Source organism: Pseudomonas sp. PDM18, assembly GCF_014852585.1.
Lineage (GTDB): Bacteria > Pseudomonadota > Gammaproteobacteria > Pseudomonadales > Pseudomonadaceae > Pseudomonas.
On record NZ_JACVBX010000006.1, the window covers coordinates 41,098 to 58,469 of the forward strand.

The 17,372-nt window shown below is 63.1% G+C and carries 16 protein-coding genes; 6 read left to right on the plus strand and 10 right to left on the minus strand.

Annotated elements, in window-relative coordinates; all coding sequences use genetic code 11:
* Positions 1-119: 119 nt before the first annotated feature.
* The 4 genes from IB274_RS13990 to IB274_RS14005 form a co-directional block, all read right to left on the minus strand.
* Positions 120-995 (minus strand): Ku protein, encoded by an 876-nt coding sequence (locus tag IB274_RS13990; RefSeq protein ID WP_192432539.1) that lies wholly within the window; start codon positions 993-995, stop codon positions 120-122.
* Positions 983-1,249, minus strand: a complete 267-nt coding sequence (locus IB274_RS13995; protein WP_192432540.1) for a hypothetical protein — start codon at positions 1,247-1,249, stop codon at positions 983-985. Before IB274_RS13995 ends, IB274_RS13990 begins: the two co-directional genes overlap by 13 nt.
* A complete protein-coding gene (locus tag IB274_RS14000; protein ID WP_192432541.1) occupies positions 1,239-1,775 on the minus strand; it encodes an MgtC/SapB family protein in 537 nt (178 codons plus the stop codon). Before IB274_RS14000 ends, IB274_RS13995 begins: the two co-directional genes overlap by 11 nt.
* Before the next feature lie 137 nt (positions 1,776-1,912).
* Complete coding sequence (locus IB274_RS14005; RefSeq protein ID WP_412548428.1) at positions 1,913-4,357, minus strand: glycogen/starch/alpha-glucan phosphorylase; 2,445 nt, start codon at positions 4,355-4,357, stop codon at positions 1,913-1,915.
* 245 nt (positions 4,358-4,602) lie between these two features.
* Here IB274_RS14005 and IB274_RS14010 point away from each other — a divergent pair, with 245 nt between their 5' ends.
* Positions 4,603-4,980, plus strand: coding sequence for a Rho termination factor N-terminal domain-containing protein (locus tag IB274_RS14010; protein ID WP_192432543.1), 378 nt, complete (start codon positions 4,603-4,605; stop codon positions 4,978-4,980).
* 11 nt (positions 4,981-4,991) lie between these two features.
* On the opposite strand, the gene IB274_RS14015 is transcribed toward IB274_RS14010, so the two are convergent.
* Positions 4,992-5,849, minus strand: a complete 858-nt coding sequence (locus IB274_RS14015) for an SDR family oxidoreductase (protein ID WP_192432544.1) — start codon at positions 5,847-5,849, stop codon at positions 4,992-4,994.
* A gap of 39 nt (positions 5,850-5,888) precedes the next feature.
* Complete coding sequence (locus IB274_RS14020) at positions 5,889-6,065, minus strand: metallothionein (RefSeq protein WP_192432545.1); 177 nt, start codon at positions 6,063-6,065, stop codon at positions 5,889-5,891.
* A 75-nt stretch (positions 6,066-6,140) separates the two neighbouring features.
* On the opposite strand from IB274_RS14020, the gene IB274_RS14025 reads away from it, so the two are divergent.
* On the plus strand, positions 6,141-6,326 hold the full coding sequence (locus IB274_RS14025) for a hypothetical protein (RefSeq protein ID WP_192432546.1): 186 nt from the start codon (positions 6,141-6,143) through the stop codon (positions 6,324-6,326).
* Positions 6,327-6,336: 10 nt separating this feature from the next.
* On the opposite strand, the gene ligD is transcribed toward IB274_RS14025, so the two are convergent.
* From ligD to IB274_RS14040, 3 genes are all read right to left on the minus strand, one after another.
* Entirely contained in the window at positions 6,337-8,874 is a 2,538-nt protein-coding gene (gene ligD / locus IB274_RS14030; protein WP_192432547.1) for a DNA ligase D, read from the minus strand.
* Between the two features lie 3 nt (positions 8,875-8,877).
* A complete protein-coding gene (locus IB274_RS14035) occupies positions 8,878-9,324 on the minus strand; it encodes a phosphotransferase system, HPr-related protein (protein WP_192432548.1) in 447 nt (148 codons plus the stop codon).
* Positions 9,325-9,448: 124 nt separating this feature from the next.
* Positions 9,449-10,582 (minus strand): carboxylate-amine ligase, encoded by a 1,134-nt coding sequence (locus IB274_RS14040; protein WP_192432549.1) that lies wholly within the window; start codon positions 10,580-10,582, stop codon positions 9,449-9,451.
* Positions 10,583-10,744: 162 nt separating this feature from the next.
* Here IB274_RS14040 and IB274_RS14045 point away from each other — a divergent pair, with 162 nt between their 5' ends.
* Positions 10,745-12,115, plus strand: coding sequence for an iron-containing redox enzyme family protein (locus tag IB274_RS14045; protein ID WP_192432550.1), 1,371 nt, complete (start codon positions 10,745-10,747; stop codon positions 12,113-12,115).
* Positions 12,112-13,062, plus strand: a complete 951-nt coding sequence (locus tag IB274_RS14050; protein ID WP_192432551.1) for a methyltransferase — start codon at positions 12,112-12,114, stop codon at positions 13,060-13,062. The genes IB274_RS14045 and IB274_RS14050 overlap by 4 nt, the downstream gene beginning before the upstream one ends.
* 89 nt (positions 13,063-13,151) lie before the next feature.
* Here IB274_RS14050 and katE read toward each other — a convergent pair whose 3' ends face one another.
* Complete coding sequence (gene katE, locus IB274_RS14055; RefSeq protein ID WP_192432552.1) at positions 13,152-15,320, minus strand: catalase HPII; 2,169 nt, start codon at positions 15,318-15,320, stop codon at positions 13,152-13,154.
* 273 nt (positions 15,321-15,593) lie between these two features.
* Between katE and IB274_RS14060 the strand changes: the two genes are divergently transcribed.
* A complete protein-coding gene (locus tag IB274_RS14060; protein ID WP_192432553.1) occupies positions 15,594-16,109 on the plus strand; it encodes a DUF4142 domain-containing protein in 516 nt (171 codons plus the stop codon).
* Between the two features lie 234 nt (positions 16,110-16,343).
* Positions 16,344-17,072, plus strand: coding sequence for a hypothetical protein (locus IB274_RS14065; protein ID WP_192432554.1), 729 nt, complete (start codon positions 16,344-16,346; stop codon positions 17,070-17,072).
* Positions 17,073-17,372 lie beyond the last annotated feature (300 nt).

The window sequence follows — 17,372 nt, forward strand, 5'->3', positions numbered from 1 at the left end:
GCGGCGCCCTCCTCGCGGCGGTGCGCGCCCCCTGGCGCGCTCATGGTGGGTTGGCGAGCTACAGGGGTTGGAAACGACGCTGTGGCGGCAAGTTCAGGCTAATTGAGCCAGCGGTTGTTTCAGGAGGTCTTGCGCCGGGGCGCGCTCTTGCTCGAGGTGGTCTTGCCAGTGGTGCTCTTTTTCGGCGCCGCGCTGGCCGCGGTGCGCCGCTTCCCGTCTCCCTTCAGGCTGCGCTTGAGCAGCTCGGTAAGGTCGATGATGTCCGCGCCTTCGCCACTTTTCGCCTCCACTTGGGGGACGCTCTCCAATTGCCCCTTGGCCGCCTTTTGCTCCACCAGGCGATGGATTTCCTCGCTGAAGCGGTCTTCATAGTCCGCCGGCGTCCAGTGGCCGGACATGTCCTTGACCAGCCGCTCGGCCATTTCCTGCTCACGCTTGTCCAGCTTCACCTTATCCAGCGCAAGGCCCAGTTCGTCGACCTCACGCACGTCCGCCGGCCAGCGCAGGGTCATCAGCAGGATGGCTTCGCCGTCCTCGCGAAGCATCGCCAGATGCTGGCGGCTGTGCATTACCAGTTGGCAGACGGCGGCCTTGCCCGTTTTATTCAGCGTGTCGCGCAGCAGCACATAGACCTTTTCGCCGCGCTTCTCGGGCGTGAGGAAATACGGCGAGTCGTAGAACGGTACGGGGATTTCCTCAATGTCGATGAAGCTCAGGATGTCGATGCTCTGGGTCGCCTCCGGGCGTGCGGCGCGGATTTCCTCCTCGCTGATCACCACGTAGCGCCCCTTCTCCAGCTCCACGCCCTTGACGATATGTTCCTTGAGTACTTCCTTGCCGGTCACCTTGTTCACCCGCTTGTAGCCCACCGGTTCAAGGCTGCGCTCGTCGAGCCAGTCGAAGTCGGTGCCGCTTGCGCGCGACGCGCTATTGAGTGCCACCGGGATGTGCACCAGGCCGAAGCTGATGGCGCCTTTCCAGATCACACGGGCCATGGGCAGTCCTCCTGCAGGGTTACGCCATCATCGAAGTGCACGCGGCCTTCGCCGTCGATGTCCCGGACTCGTTCGAGCATCCAGCGAGCCGCTCCCTCGGCCTCTTCGCTGTTCTGGCTGCCTGGCGCATAGACCCAGAGCACGACCACCGCTGCGCCTTCGCGGGCAACCTGGTACTCGATCAGGCCGGTGTAGCGGCCGTTATCGAACATGGCGTCGGTCCAGGCACAGGCCTGGGGAAATTCACGGAACATCACGGTCCTCCCGCTGCTGGCCGGGCTGTCGCACCGCCAGTCGTACCGGCTCCTCTTTTTGCTCCCCGCCATGGGGCAGGCAGTGCAGCACCAGCAGCGCCAGCAGGGTTCCCAGCACCGCCGTCGCCGAGTGTCCGAGCCCCACACTGATGCCGATGGCGGTGCTCAGCCACAGGCCGGCGGCGGTAGTCAGCCCTTTCACATCCGAGGCCCGACTGCCTTTGAGGATGGTGCCCGCGCAGAGGAAGCCGATCCCGGCGGCGATGCCCTGGATTACCCGGCTGACCGCATCCGCCTCGGCGCCACCCTCGTGGATCGCCATCACGAATAGCGCCGCGCCCAAGGTGACCAGCATGTGCGTACGCAGTCCAGCCGCCTTTCCCTTGCTTTCGCGCTCGTAGCCAAGCACGCCGCCCAGCAGGACGGCAAGCGAAAGGCGCAGTGAGGCACGGGTGATCTGTTCAACTTCGCTCAGGTCGGAAAACTCGGTGACCAGCGTCAGCCAGATGCGCTCCAGTGTGTCCATGTTCGGCTCTTGTTGCGGCACTCGATAACAATCCAGACACGCGCACTGGCCATTTGGTTTGCTTGACTTCACCGAGCACCACTGACCGTCCGGCAGAAAGCCACGAGCCACTGCTCTCCGCGACTGTCACGGGCTGCTCAGCCCTTGCCCACGGGCACCTGCCAGATATCCTGGGCGTACTCGCGGATAGTCCTGTCCGAGGAAAACCAGCCGACTCGTGCGGTATTGAGCATCGAGGCTTTCCACCAGCGTGATGGTTTGCGCCACAGTTGCTCCACGCGCTCCTGCGCGTCCCAGTAGGCGTCGAAGTCCGGGCAGACCATGAATCGGTCGTCGTAGCGCAGGCTGTCAACCAGGGCGGCATAGCGCTGCGGGTCGTCCGGCGAGAACACTCCGCTGCTGATCGCCATCAACGCTTCACGCAGGCGTGGCGAATCTGCGATCTCGTTGTGCATGGCCAGCTCCCCCGCTCGCTTGCGTGCCTCCACCTGCTGCGCCTTGAGCCCGAAGATGAACATGTTCTCCGGACCGATGCGCTCACACATCTCAACATTGGCGCCGTCCAGAGTGCCGATAGTCAACGCTCCGTTGAGGGCGAACTTCATGTTGCTGGTACCCGAGGCCTCCAGGCCCGCGGTGGAAATCTGCTCGGAGAGGTCCGCCGCAGGAATGATGGATTCGGCCAGGCTGACGTTGTAGTTGGGAATGAACACCACCTTGAGCAGACCGCGCACGGTGGGGTCGGCGTTGACCGTGCGGCTGATGTCGTTGGCCAGCTTGATGATCAGTTTGGCCAGCACATAGCTGGGCGCGGCCTTGCCGGCGAAGATTTTCACCCGTGGCACGCGCTCGGTGGTCGGGTCATTGCGGATGTCCTGATACAACGCCACGGTGTGCAGAAGATTGAGCAATTGCCGCTTGTATTCGTGAATGCGTTTGACGTGAACATCGAACAGCGCTTCCGGATCGACACGCAGACCAAGACGCTCCTCGATCAGCGCGGCCAGGCGCTGTTTGGCGTTGCTCCGCTGCTGGGCGAAGCGCTGGCGCACGGCGGATTTTTCGGCGTGAACCGCCAGGTCGCGCAGACGGTTCTCGGGATTGTCCAGGACGTCGTCGCCGAGGGTGTCCACCAGTAGTTCGGTCAGTTCCGGGTTGGCCTGGAACAGCCAGCGGCGGAAGGTCACGCCGTTGGTCTTGTTGCTGATGCGGTTCGGGTACAACCGGTGCAGGTCGCGGAACACCGTTTCACGCATGAGTTCGGTATGCAGCGCGGAGACACCATTGACGCTGTGCGAACCGAGGAACGCCAGGTTCCCCATACGCACGCGGCGGCCGTGGTCCTCCTCGATCAACGAGACCGAACGCAGCAGGCCGAAATCGTGGATGCCCTTGGCGCGCAGGGCATCGATGTGGAAGGCGTTGATCAGGTAGATGATCTGCATGTGCCGAGGTAAAAGGCGTTCCATCAACCCCACCGGCCAGGATTCCAGCGCCTCGGGCAGCAGCGTGTGGTTGGTGTAGGACAGGGTTGCCACAGTCAGCTCCCAGGCGTCGTTCCACTCCAGCCCGCGCTCGTCCAGCAGCAGCCGCATCAGCTCGGCCACAGCGATGGCCGGGTGGGTGTCGTTGAGCTGGATGGCCACCCGTTCGGGCAGTCCATAGACGTCCTCGCCCTTGCCCAGGTGGCGTTGCATGAGGTCCTGCAGGGAGGCAGCGACGAAGAAATACTCCTGGCGCAGGCGCAGCTCCTGTCCGGCCTCGGTGCTGTCCGCTGGATAGAGCACGCGGGAGATGCTTTCGGCTCGCACGGTGTCGGCTACCGCGCCGAGGTGATCGCCGGCGTTGAAGCGGTCAAGCTTCAAGGTTTCCTCAGCGCGGGCACGCCACAGGCGCAGGGTATTGACGCTGGCGGTTCGCCAGCCGACCACGGGCATGTCGTAGGCCACCGCGCGCACGCGCTCCGCCGGCTCCCAGCGCTGGCGCTCGACGCCATCGGCATCCGGCTCGCTGTGGACGATGCCGCCGAAGCCGACGCTGTAGGTCGACTCGGGCCGCTCGAATTCCCAGGGGTTGCCGAAGTCCAGCCAGGTTTCGGTGTGTTCCTGCTGCCAGCCATCGCCGATCACCTGCTTGAACAGCCCGTGCTCGTAGCGGATGCCGTAGCCGTGGGCGGGGATATCCAGCGTTGCCATGCTTTCCATGAAGCACGCTGCCAGCCTGCCCAGGCCTCCGTTACCCAGCGCCGCGTCAGGCTCCAGCAGGCGGATGCGTTCCAGGTCAACGCCAAGCTCCGACAGCGCCTGGCGCGCCACGTCGAGCAGGCCGAGGTTGCTCAGGTTGTCGATCAGCAGGCGGCCGATGAGAAATTCCAGGGAAAGGTAATAAACATGCTTGCGCGCGCTGCGATCGATAGCGCGGATGGTCTCTTCCCAGTTGTCCACCTGGTATTTGCTGGTGGCCAGGGCCACAGCTTCGAACCAGTCATGGTCAAAGGCGTCGGCTGGGTCCTTGCCTACCGCATAGCGCAAGCGGGTGAGCACGGCATGCTTGAATATCTCGACTGCCGACTGATCGGGAATGCTGTCCAGGGCCATTGCCATCTCCTGCGTGTGTCGGTGACTGATTGCAGATGGCGCGCGAAGCGCCCCAGTGCATCTGTCCGCAAGGAAAACGCTGAGTTCAGACCTTTTTCCCTACGGGCATGGCCCGTTCATCAGAAACGCCGAACCAATGGGGATGAACGGTTTCTCCCCAGTGTGAACCGCGCTCGCGGGCCGTGCGCTCAACGAGCGTGCATCGACGCCACTGAGAAAGGAGAACCGCCATGCCACGGGGCGACAAAGACATGTACACCGACAAGCAGAAGCGAAAGGCCGAACACATCGAGGAAAGTTACGAGAGCCGTGGCGTCCCCAAGGACGAGGCAGAAGCCCGCGCCTGGGCCACGGTGAACAAACAGTCCGGCGGCGGCGAACGCACCGGCGGCTCAGGCCAGAAGAAGAGCGCACCGGCCAAGGCCGCCTCCCGCCGCAGCTCGGCCAAGCGCGCGGTGGCCACCAAGCGGGGTGAGCCACGCCCTGACCAGTCACTGGAGTCCATGACCAAGGCCGAACTGCTCAACCGCGCCCGGACCCGGCGCATTGCCGGTCGCTCGAGCATGCGCAAGCAACAGCTGATCGAGGCGCTACGCGGCGCGGCATAGCCACCTGCGGCTCAGCCATTCACGACCGTCCCGCCGTTGACATGCAGCACCTGCCCGCTGACATACGAGGAATCGCTGCTGGCAAGGTAAACGTAGGCCGGGGCCAGCTCGTCGGGCTGCCCTGGCCGGCCCATGGGAGTGTTGGCGCCGAAGGTCGCCACTTCCTCGGCATCGAAGGTCGAGGGAATCAGCGGCGTCCAGATCGGCCCCGGCGCCACTGCATTGACTCGGATGCCGCGCTTGACCAGATTCATCGCCAGCGAGCGGGTGAATGAGGTGATCGCGCCCTTGGTGGATGAATAGTCGATCAGTTTAGGGTTGCCCTTGTAGGCAGTGATCGAGGTGGTATTGACGATGGCGCCTCCCTCTCCCATCAACGGCAGCATCGCCTTGGTCAGCTGGAACATGCCGAAGATGTTGGTTCGGAATGTCCGTTCCCACTGTTGCTCCGTGATGTCTTCCAGACACTCCTGAGGATGCTGTTCCCCGGCGTTGTTCACGAGTACATCCAAACGTCCCCAGCGCTCCTCGACACGGCGAGCCACTTTCGCGCAGAAGTCCGCATCGGCCACATCGCCGGACATTTCCAGGCATTGCTGTCCGAGAGACTCGATGATCTGGCAGGTCTTGAGCGCATCCTCGGATTCATTGAGATAGAGCAACACCACGTCGGCGCGCTCGCGGGCGAACATGACCGCAACAGCACGGCCGATGCCACTGTCTCCACCGGTCACGATGGCGACCTTGCCGGCCAGCTTGGCGGCTGCGCGGTACTGGCCAGAGACGAACTCGGGCTGCGGGCGCATTTCCTCCTCCCGGCCTGGCTGCTGGTCCTGATGCTGTGGCGGCAGAGTTTGGGTTTCGCTCATGAGGATCTCCTTCGATGCACCCTGGCATCTCGGATGGATTTAGCCACGCGGCGGCTTTTGCTCGCCGCAGTGGCAATGCGTGTCCTGACAGTGCTTTTCGCCATCCGGATGGCCGTCGGCGCAGGCCTGGCAACAGTAGGCACGGCCTTCTCGGTACACGGCCGTAGCTCCCAGGCTGCAAGAGCAGCCAGGGCAGGAGCAGCGTTGTTCGTTCATGAAAGCGTCCCTCCGGAAGTGATGGTCACACTGGGTTGGCCCAGGGCGGGAAGCTTGGTTCAGGCTTTTTCACCAATGGCGCGCCGCCAACTGGTGTTCATCACCTGCGGACGCTTCGACCATGACTATGCGGTAGGGCAACAGCAATCGAGTAAGGAGGACGCCAACTCGGACCTGCAACGATTCGCCCGTCTCTGGCTGCCGATGCTTTATCACCAGCGCGAGTTGGCCGACCAGTTGGTGGCTTCGCAGGCACCCTGAGCCTTCTCGTTCAGCCTTCCAGTTGCTCGATCATCCGGCGGGTCAGGCGCTGCTTGGTGTCGGCCCAGCCTGCCCACGGATCGGCCGCAGCCAAACGCTCGTCGACGTTGGCGATCGTCCACTGATTCGCCGCCTTGAGCTTGGCAAGTTCATCGCGACTTACCGGCACCGACACCGGCAACCCCTCTCGAGCCCGCACCGACCAGACGCAGACTGTGCTGGCGCCGCGGGTATTACGCAGATAGTCGATGAAGATTTTCCCGACGCGGTTCTTTGGCCCCGAAACGACACTGAAACGGTCCGGCATCAGTTTGGCCATGTGCCGGCTGATGGCGTGGGCGAAGTCCTTCACCTCGTCCCAACTGTGACGCCGCTGCAGCGGCACGAGGATGTGCATGCCCTTGCCGCCGCTGGTCTTCAGGTACGCCGAGAGTCCTAGCTCATCCAGCAGCGTCAGGGTCAGCTGTGTTGCCTCGATCATCTTCTGCCAGGGCAATGAGGGGTCCGGATCGAGATCCAGGATAAAGCGATCAGGCTTCTCCAGATCATCGAGGGCCGCGTTCCAGGTGTGCAGTTCCAGAGCACTCATCTGCGCAGCGCCCACCAACCCCTTGGCGGTGGCGATGCGCAGCAGCGGCGCATGCCCCGGATCGAGCTTCGGATCGAGCGACTGCGCGCCGGGGATTTCCGTGCGCGAGGCGTGGCGCTGAAAGAACTGCTCGCCACCCACGCCGTCCGGTACGCGGACCAGCGAAACCGGGCGATCTGCAAGCCAGGGCAGCAGACGCTCGGCGGCCTTCTCGTAGTAATGCGCCACGTCTATCTTGCGCAGCTTGCTGGCGGGGTCGATCACCCGATCCGGATGGGTGATGGTCACTCCCTGGAGCGTGTTGGCCACTTTCCCCTTCGCGAACCTGGTGCGGGCTCCCTGGGCGGCCTTCTTCGGCTTCTCCTCGACGATGGCCTGCACCGGCTTGTCACTGCGCAGGCCGTGGAAGACAGCCTGGCGCACCAGGCCCTCGCGGGTCATTTCGGCGAAAGCGACTTCGCACAGCAATTGGGGGCGCAACCAGGTGACGCCCCTGGCGTCCGCACCCTTGGGTGCTCCTTGAAGCGGGCAGGTCTTGCGCTGCAGCGGTTTGAGCTGGTGGTGAAGTGCTTTGAGGCTGGCAGCGCTGAAACCGGTTCCGACCTTGCCGGCATAGCGCAGCGCACCGTCCCGATCATGCAGCCCGAGCAGCAAGGCACCGAAGTGCGAGCGTGAGCCTTTGGGCTCGCTGAAACCGACAATGACGAACTCCTGCCGACGCTTGCACTTGAGCTTGATCCAATCATGCGAGCGCTTCTCCGAATATGTGCTGCCGGCCCGTTTGCCGATGAGGCCTTCCAGGCCGAGACGACAGGCGCTGTCCAGGATGCTGCGTGGGTCGTCGGTGAAGTCTTCCGAGTAACGCAACGAATCATCTTTGTTGCCGCGCAGAACTCGCTGCAGGGCCTGACGGCGCTCTTCCAGCGGCTTGCCGCGATAGTCCACGCCGTCCAGCCAGAGCAGGTCGAACAGGGTGTAATGGATCGGCTTGGAGACATTGGCATCGAAAGCGTTCTGCAAGCGCTGGAAATCCGGGCGCCCTTCTTCGTCCATGACCAGGATCTCGCCGTCCAGCCAGGCGGACTGTACGTCGAGCGCCGCCAGCGCCTTACTAAGCTCTGGTAGTTTCTTCGACCAGTCGTGGCCGTTGCGGGTCATTAACCGGACTTTGCCGCCATCGAGGCGAGCGAGGATGCGGTAGCCGTCGATCTTGATCTCGTAGCGCCAATCGCCGGTGGGCGGTGCTTCCACCAGCGTGGCGAGTTCCGGGGAAATGGTATCGGGCAGTTTGGCTTTACGCGTGGTCGTGGTCTTCTTCGTCGATGCCGTCGGCTTCGATCGTTCAGGCGTCTTGGGCGTCGCCTTCTTCACCTGGGAGGACTCACTGGGCAACGATTGCCCAGTCACGACGCTCTGCGGCTCTTCGGCGAGTATGTCGAAACGCGGATAATCCCGCGCCTGGTCATCGCGCCCCTTGATCAGGAACCATTGCGGCTGGCGACCAGCCATACGGGTTCGCACCAGGTTCCAGCTGCCGGCGAGCTTGCTGCCTTCCAGGCGGAACTTCAGATGGCCGCTTTTAATGCCCTCGTGGGGGTCGCCGATAGGCGTCCAGCGGCCTTCGTCCCAGACGATTACATCGCCTGCACCGTAATGCCCTTCGGGTATGTGGCCCTCGAACCGCGCGTAGTCCAGCGGGTGGTCCTCCACCTGGATGGCCAGGCGCTTCACGCTCGGATCCAGGCAGGGGCCCTTGGGCACCGCCCAACTCTTCAGCACGCCATCCAGCTCCAGGCGAAAGTCGTAGTGCAGGTGGCTGGCGTCGTGTTTCTGCACCACGAAGGCGTGCTCACCAGCATGGCTGCTCGGCGCTTCACCGCTGGGTTCGGGGGTTCCGCTGAAATCACGCTTGCGGGCGTACTCCTTCAGGGTCTGATTCGAAACTGCGGTGCGGGCCATGGCTCATTGCTCCTCGTCGGGGTCGGAGTCATCCCAGGGTTTGCCGTCCAATGGGTGCACGCGGCCTTCCTCGGCTTCGTCCAGGCCAATGCCTCCGCCGATTTCACTTTCGCGGCGAATGTGCAGCTCCTTGTCCAACGGATTGCTGCCGGCCGGCTCCAGCGGCGATTCCCTGCCGTCCTCGTCGATCAGGGTTTCCGGCGCCAGATCGTCCATGCTCACACCATCTTCCACAGCGCTGTCACCCAGGGTTTCGCCACCGGTCTGGCCCATCTCACGGCGGCGCTGCGCGGGGAATTCACGCTCCACCTCTTCGGGCGAGCGCTCGTCGCCAATACGACCTTCGGGAGCCTTCTCGAAATCCAGCTCGCGCACACTGCCCATGCGGTCTTGGGTATCGTCGATCTCGATGTGCTGCGGATCAGGTTGTTTCTTGGGGGAACTAGTCATGGCGCTGCCTCCAGGCTGAATGGTCCCGTTTGCGTTCAGGCCGGTTGAGCAGGCGCACGGCCCTGGAGTTCAGGTTTTCTGCCGGGAGGACCGGCAAGGGCAGGAAGCAATCCGACAGCCAGTCTCAGGCCAGTGCGCCAGCAGCCAACTGATTCTCTGCCAAGAGATAGTGCACCACTGCCACCAGCGCAGCCGACTCGGCGAGTCCTTCGCCACGTGCCGATTCATAAGCCTTGCGCTGCCGATCAGCGCTGTTGCCTTCCTCGATGATCCTTGTGGCATGGGCGAACAGGCGCTGGCTTTCGTCGCTCTGCCAGTCTCCAACGGCAGCCTCCGCGCGCTGGAGCCAATCCCGTGCACTGCTTACCTGATCGCCCTCCACTAGAAAGTGCCCCGCACAACCATACCGTCGCGCCTGCCAGAAGTTCTCCGCGAGCATGGCCCGCTGCCAGTGCGGCTCCGCAGGTTCGCGTGCATCCCGCGCCTGGCTTACCAGCAGGCGGAACAAACCGGCGACGCACAGCGCATCGTCGATCCGCGGGCAGGCGTCGGTTATGCGCAGTTCCAGGGTCGGGTAATACGCCGAGGGCCGCAGGAACCACCAGGCGTGGCCGGGCTCGTTCATCAGACCGCACTGCAGGAGCAATGCGATGTAGCGTCGCCACTGCGCCTCATCGGTGAATTGAGCTGGAGGCCCCATGCGCGGCCACTCCCCACAAAGCGATTGCCGATAGCTGGCCAGTCGAGTGTCTCGCCCACCCCAGAACGGCGATGACGCACTCAGGGCGAGCAGCAGCGGCATCCAGGGCAACACGCGGTTCATAATGCGTACCCGGTCTGCACCGCGCACTTCCACATGCACGTGCAGACCGCAGAGCAGGCTTTGTCGCGCCACCCCGCCAACCTCGTCGAACAGTCGCTGATAGCGCGGCCGGAATGCCGGTGATTGGAGGTGCAGATGGGTAAAGGGATGGGCCGCGACGCAGAGGGGCTCCAGCCCGTGCGAGCACGATATCGCGCGCAGTCGATGGCGGCGGTCGCTCAGAAATGCCGCGGCCTCATCGAGCTGGCGCAAGACCGGGCTGACCAGTTCGTATTGGCACTGGAAGATTTCCTCCGCGAATTCCTCGCCCAGTACGCCACGGCAGGCATGGGAAAAGCCCAGTGGTACGTCGCGAGCGAGGTCCAGGCTGGCCGGGTCGAGCAGGAAGAACTCCTCCTCGATGCCGAATCGGGGCAACGAGCGGCGTGCTGGCATGGCGGACCTCGCGGGATGTGGTCATGGCTGGGACGCGGCGGCGCGAGTGAGGTTCAGTCTTTCCGCCCTTCGACCCTGCACTTCGGCGTTTACTTGAAACCTTTGCTCGCCCTTCCACTCGCAAGGGAAAGCGTCCGCCATTTTTCGCACGAGGAGCCCCGCATGACGACACCCGCCCCCCGGAATGCTGTCAGCTCGTACCGCGAGCACTGCTCCATCCGCGATCTCTATCACGCCCTGCTGCGCGCTCCGGAGAACCATCTGGAAAGCGCTGCTTCTTTTCTCGATGCGCAGTTGGGCTTGCTAAAAGCCGACGACGAGCTGCCCAACGACCCGCAACGCTGGGCCGACTGGCTCGCCAATCGAGCCGAGCGCAGCGCCCAGGGCTATGCCACCTACCTGCGCGAGCGCCACGAAGGAGCACCACGTCGGCATTTCACCAATCGCGCCCATGCCCTGCACTTCCTCCAGGCCATCGCTCCCACCAAACAGGTAGACGGCGCCTGGCTCTATGGCGTGCTCGAACACTGGAGTGACCCGCGCCTGCTGCCACTGGTACACACCTGCCTGGAAGAGCTGGGCCACGGCATCCCGGCGCGCAACCACGTGCTGGTGTACCAGCGCCTGCTGGACAGCCTCGGTTGCGATGCACCGCCCGACCTGAGCGACGCGCATTACCTGCAAGGCACCCTGCAACTGGCGCTGGGTTACCTGGCCGATGACTACCTGCCCGAAGTGCTGGGCTACAACCTGGGATACGAGCTACCGCCGCTGCACCTGATGATCACCAGCAGTGAACTGCGCGAGCTGGGCATCGACCCGGAGTACTTCCGCTTGCACGTGACTATCGACAACGCCGCTACCGGCCACGGTCGCAAGGCACTGCAGGCGCTGCAGGCCAACCTGCCGCAATTGGGCGATCGAGACGCCTTTCTGCGCCGAGTGCATGCCGGTTACCGGCTCAACGACGCGGGGCTTTCCAACCGCCAGTTGCTCGACGGCTTTGACCTGGAAGCCGAAGTAGTCGCCATGCTCGAGCGCAAGCGGCCTTTCGCCAGGCAGATGCATGACGACCGCGCGCGCATCGGCGGGCGCACGGTGAATCAGTGGATGGCTGGCCCCGGACGCATGGGCGAATTTCTGGTCGCATTGCAGAGACTCGGCTGGATCAAGCGTCATCAGGACCCTGCTCACAGTCGTCTCTGGGAACTGATAGCCGGGGACAGCGCCGCCATGTTCGGTGTATTCAATCCATACGAGCGGCAGCTGCTGCATGACTGGATTGCCGGCGAGTGGAGCGAACCATCGCAACGAAGTCCCTGGGCCGGCAGCGAGAAAGCCAGCGCAGTCCAACCGCCGGCGTGCTCGGAGTTCGCCAACGAGGAGCGCGCCCTGCTCAACGAGCTGTCCAGCCTTTCGCCTCGTAGCCGCATGCATCGTCTGGTCGCCCTCATGGCCCCGCACCGCCACTGGACACCCGCCGGGCTATTGGCCACGCGCATCTACACTGACAAACTGGGGATCGAACCATGACGTCATTCTTCGACTCTCGCCTTGAAGCGCTGGTGCCGCTCGGCCAGGAACTGCAGGCGCAGGAATACCGCTTCACCACCGTTACGCCGGCAACCCACGCGCGCGTCAATGCCCGGCCGGAGAACCAACTGGCTGAAGATATTCAGGGCGTGTTCGGCTGGAGCCGACTGTTCTCCGATGAGGTAGTCAGCGAGCGCATGCTCGCCCTGCTGGAAACCGGCGGTCTGCTGCAACGCCAGGACAGTCAGTGGCGCAGTGCGGTGCGCTGGTCGAGCCTCGACGGGCAGCTGTTCGCCCACTCCGCCTACCCCACGGTGGAAACCGATGCGGTGTTCTTCGGTCCGGACACCTACCGTTTTGCCCACGCTCTGCACCAGCACCTCCAAAATAGTGAGGCCGGCAACGTGCGTCGCGCCGTGGACATCGGTTGCGGTGCCGGTCCCGGAGCCATCCTCATTGCTCAGGCCTTTCCGGATGCGGAAGTCACCGCCGTGGACATCAATCCGCGCGCCCTGGACTTCACCCGCGCAAACGCCTACCTCGCCGGCATCGATGACCTGCAGATCCGCCAGAGCAACCTGCTCGACCACATAGACGGGCAGTTCGACCTGATAGTCGCCAACCCGCCCTACCTGCTCGACCCGGACGAACGCACCTACCGCCACGGTGGCGGAGAGCTTGGCGGTGGCCTGTCGTTGCGCATCGTCGAAACCGCCCTGCGACGCTTGAACGTCGGTGGCACCCTGCTGCTCTATACCGGCGCAGCGGTAGTCAACGGTGAGGCCCCCCTGTGTCGTCAGCTGGACACATTGCTGAGCGATCGGCCAGTGAGCTGGCACTACGAGGAAATGGACCCGGATGTGTTCGGCGAAGAACTGGACAGCTCGGCTTACCAGCATGCCGAGCGGATCGCGGCGGTAAGGCTGACGGTGAAGCGGCTGGGCTGACCTCTCGCAAAACGCTCAACCCGGCAGGCCTTATTCGTAGCGCCTTCTGACCTGTAGGAGCGGGGCGCGGCCGCTCCTACAGGGCCGAATCAGGCCGGAATCTTCGCCACCTGCGCCTCCCTCGCCCAGATGCGATGCTGCTTCAGCGCCTTCTCGAAGCCGGCGAACACATCCGTGGCAGAAGCGCCCTGGACGATTCCCTCATCAGGCGACAATCCGAGTTGCCCCGGCAACACCTGCGCATCACCGGCGAAGGCCAGCGGCTTGAGGTGCTTGTAGGCTTCCAGCAAATAATGCAGTGCGCGCCCGTCACCGCCGATCTGCTGGACCGCCTTGGCGCCACCGGGGACGAACACCGCATCGAAAGCCACTGACGGCAAGCCGTCCCAACTGGCATCGGGAATCAGTGATGCACCATCTTGCGTCTTCACCGGCGCCGCGCTTGGCCCGATCAGCTTCGCCGTGGCACCGGCCTTCTTCAGTGCATCGCGCAGATCGCCCACATCGCCCTCGCTGACGCCATTGGCGATCAGGATCGCCACCTTGCGTGAACGGATATCTCCGGCCAGCAGGTTGGCCTGGCTCAATGCCGGCGACGTTTTGGGCTGCGGAACCCTGGCGGGCTTGTGGGTCACCTTCACGCCGATCTGGCTGGCCACTTTCTCCGCAAGCTTCGGACAGATGTTGGCGAGGATTTCATTCACTTCGCGCTCGCGGATCGTCATCCGCTCCACCTTCGACAGTTCGAACACGTAAGCCGAAGCAACGTGTCCCTGCTCCGCTTCGCTGAGGCTGTGATAGAACAGCGCCGCCTGGGTGAAATGGTCGGCGAAGGAATCGGCGCGTACCCGCACCTTGGTCCCTGTCATCGGCTCATGGTAGCTGCTGAAGCCGCCCTGCCGCGCGGCAGCCGGCGTCTCCTTCGGCCAGCCGCCGTCGATGGAGTTCGGCTCATAGGCCGCACGCCCCTTGTGCACCCTGTGTTGATGCAGGCCGTCGCGCTGGTTGTTGTGGAACGGGCACAACGGCTGGTTGATCGGAATCTGGTTGAAGTTCGGGCCGCCCAGACGCAGCAGTTGGGTATCGGTATAGGAAAACAGTCGGCCTTGCAGCAGCGGGTCGTTGCTGAAGTCGATGCCAGGCACTATATGGCCGGGGTGGAATGCGGCCTGCTCGGTCTCGGCGAAGAAGTTGTCCGGATTGCGGTTGAGTACCATGCGTCCGAGCAGCTTCACCGGAACCAGTTCCTCGGGCACCAGCTTGGTTGGATCGAGCAGGTCGAACTCGAATTTGTCGGCATCGGCCTCGGGGATGACCTGCACGCCCAGCTCCCATTCGGGGTAATCGCCGCTCTCGACGTCCTCCCATAGTTTGCGGCGGTGAATATCCGGGTCCTTGCCGGCGAGCTTCTGCGCTTCATCCCAGAGCAGCGAACAGACGCCGGATTTCGGCCGCCAGTGAAACTTCACCAGCGAACTCTCGCCCGCCGCATTGATCAGGCGAAACGTATGGACGCCAAAACCCTGGATGTGGCGCAGCGAGATGGGGATCGCCCGATCCGACATGGCCCACATGACCATGTGCGCCGACTCCGGGGTGAGCGAGACGAAATCCCAGAAGGTGTCATGTGCCGAGGCCCCCGTGGGTATCTCGTTGTGGGGTTCGGGCTTCACCGCATGGACAAAGTCTGGGAACTTGATGGCGTCCTGGATGAAGAACACCGGCATGTTGTTGCCCACCAGATCGTAGTTTCCCTCGTCGGTATAGAACTTCACCGCGAAACCCCGCACGTCCCTTACGGTGTCGGCCGAACCACGCGGCCCCTGCACCGTGGAGAAACGCACGAACACTGGCGTCTGCTTGCCGGCCTTGCCGAGGAAGGATGCCTTGGTCAGCGCGCTCCAGTCGTCATAGGACTCGAAGTAGCCATGGGCCGCCGCGCCGCGGGCGTGGACGATACGCTCGGGAATCCGCTCGTGGTCGAAGTGGGTGATCTTCTCCCGCAGGATGAAATCTTCCAGCAGCGACGGCCCACGCTCGCCGGCACGCAGGCTGTTCTGGTTGTCGGCGATGCGCACATTGGTGTTGGTGGTCAGCGCCTCGCCAGTCGCATCTTCACGATAGCGTTCAAGGTCTTCCAGTTTTTCATTGGTGTTGCCCCGATCGATAGTCTGGGTGCCCGCCAATTCGCTCTTCTTTGCAGTGGGTTTGGTCACGGTGGATTTCTCCTCATCAGGGTTCAAACCAGCACGCGACATACAAGAACTGCCGCGCCTCGATCTATCTGATGGGACAGACCTGCACCTGAGAGTTCAGATAATCGGTCGGCCTGCGCCGAGCGCGCCCCGGTCCTTAGTCCTCGGCGGCCCCGGCAACTGCTGGCGGGCTCTTCCTCACGCCGAGTTTCTCCAGCCGTGGCCAGTCCGTTTGTTAGCGACCGTTCATCCACTGCAGTGAACGCTCATTGGCCAGGCCCCGTCATCCGGACATGCCCCAGCTGGCGGGGCACTCATCTGACCAGAGGAATCACCATGAACATGACAGCCCACCTGCGAGGCGGACTCCTGTGCGCCCTCGTCCTCGTCGCCACCCCGCTGATGGCGGAACAGAAATCAGCCCAGGACCAGCACTTCGTCAGCGAAGCGTCAGCCGCCGGCATGGCGGAGATCGATGCCGCCAAACTGGCGCTGAAGAAAAGCCAGTCCGCCGATGTGAAGACCTTCGCCCAACACATCATCGATGATCACGAAAAGGCCAATGCCACGCTGAAGAAGCTCGCCGCAGCGCATCAACTGCAGCTCTCCGACAGCGCCAGCCTGACCAGCCAGGCAAAGGCCAAGGTGCTTGACGCGCGCGAAGGGTCGTTCGACGCAGCCTATGCCAACAACCAGGTCAGCGCTCATGAGGAGGCAGTGAAGGTCTTCACCGACGCAGCCAACAATGCCGTAGACGCGGACATCAAGAAATTCGCCCAGGACACCCTCCCGGTGCTCCAGCAGCACCTCGAGATGGCGCAGGAACTGGTCAAGGTGCACCCTTCCAAATAGGCGTTGAGCTGGAGCCTTCGGCGCTGATCGCTCAGCGCCCGGCTACCGGTCAGCAGACCAGCTACCCAGCTGCGACTCTGTAGCGTTTGGCCGGTAACATGAACGACCGCGAGTCAGTGAGTGCACGCAATTCCTGTCCTTCGACCCTGACTTCGAAAGCATTTGGCACGAGTCCGACTATTCTTCTGTGCGTATCGCCTGCCGGAACTCCGGGAGGCAACCAGGAGACGCTTCTTGAATCGGACTCGACTGCTCATTGCATCCTGCCTGTCACTGATTTCGTTCTTTGCCCATGCCCAGACCCCGGTGGCCTTTCTCCAGGGCCGTCTCTACGAGCTTCGTCGCGACACTTCGCCAGCCACGTGCACCGAATGGCCGAGCGGCCTCCCCGATGGCGTCTGGGGAAACGGCGGCGATTACGTTCCCGATGGCGAACACCTGAGTGCCGATGGCGGCGTGCTGATCACTTCGGCGATCTACAAGCCAACTGGCGTTCGCGTTTCGCACACCTTCTACAAAAACCGGCAGTCATGCCTTGCAGACCTTTCGCCGAAACCGACGGCGACTGCCGTGAAGAACGACGGCCGGGGAAGCTATGTCGACAGGCTGCAGCGTGATTTCGGCAGCCGCCTGTATTTCAGCTCCGCCGAGGCCGAGGCCCTGGTGAAGAAGATCAATATCGACTGCAAGGCTCCCGATGGTCGTTACCTACCGCTCTACAACGCACTTCTGGCGCGCCTGGATGAAGGCAGCACGCCTGATGCCTGGATGGAAACCAGCGTGGTCAACACTGGCAAGAAACTGCAGGTGTTCGACAGCGTTCGGCTGAAGAGCGGCAAGGAGCTCACCCCTCAACTGACCCTGGAAATCAACGAATTCGGCGGGTACGAAACCCACGGCGTGCGCCCGCAGGCGCTGTCCAATGCCTGCTTTGGCAGCTACGGCCCCATCTGGAAGCTCTAGTTTTCACCTTCTTCTCGTAACTATTTGAATCTGCTGGAGTTGCCTTTCTAGACAGGTCATCGCGACTTAAGCTCGCTGGCCGGCAAAATGCTGCGGATCACCCATACTCATTCCACACCGACCAACACCCGCCAAGCCCTTCAAAAAGAGAGGCCCGAGCAAGGCGAGTGCTTGAGCGGCGTAGTAGCAGATGCAAGCCCCTGCTCTCTTTCCATAGAGAAGCCCTGGGAGCGGGGTGTCGTGGCAGCCAGGAAGCAGCCGGCGTGGTGAACACCCGCCGGGCAGTATCGACAGGGCCAA